Source organism: Pseudomonas sp. SIMBA_041, from assembly GCF_046535095.1.
GTDB lineage: Bacteria > Pseudomonadota > Gammaproteobacteria > Pseudomonadales > Pseudomonadaceae > Aquipseudomonas > Aquipseudomonas mucoides.
Genome location: NZ_JAWRXJ010000136.1, coordinates 1 through 315, shown reverse-complemented (window position 1 = coordinate 315; position 315 = coordinate 1). Strand labels below are relative to the sequence as shown.

The 315-nt window shown below is 36.8% G+C and carries 1 protein-coding gene; it reads left to right on the top strand.

Going from position 1 to position 315, the window contains the following annotated elements:
• On the top strand, positions 1 to 211 hold a 211-nt coding region (locus SB725_RS30575; protein WP_410923093.1), incomplete at its 5' end, for a hypothetical protein.
• Positions 212 to 315 lie beyond the last annotated feature (104 nt).

The window sequence follows — 315 nt, the reverse complement described above, 5'->3', positions numbered from 1 at the left end:
GCTTGATTATGGCAACTTGAGCATTGAGAAGTTCACAGAAAAGTACGAACTACATTGTGATTTAGAGCATTTAAAGAAGTTGGATGCGATGCATCCACCTGCGTTGGAGGTAGAACAACCAGCGTTAAAACAAAAGCTAACAGAGCCAACGAAAGTAGTTTTAAATGAACCTAGCCCAAGAAATAATATAAATCGTGGTTTTGAAATGTAACATCCAATTGTGAGGTAATGATTCGATATTGTTTAGGTTATTTAGCAAACGCTAGCCATTTTTGAGCCATTGGAATAACTATTAATGGAATTTAGCACACGACC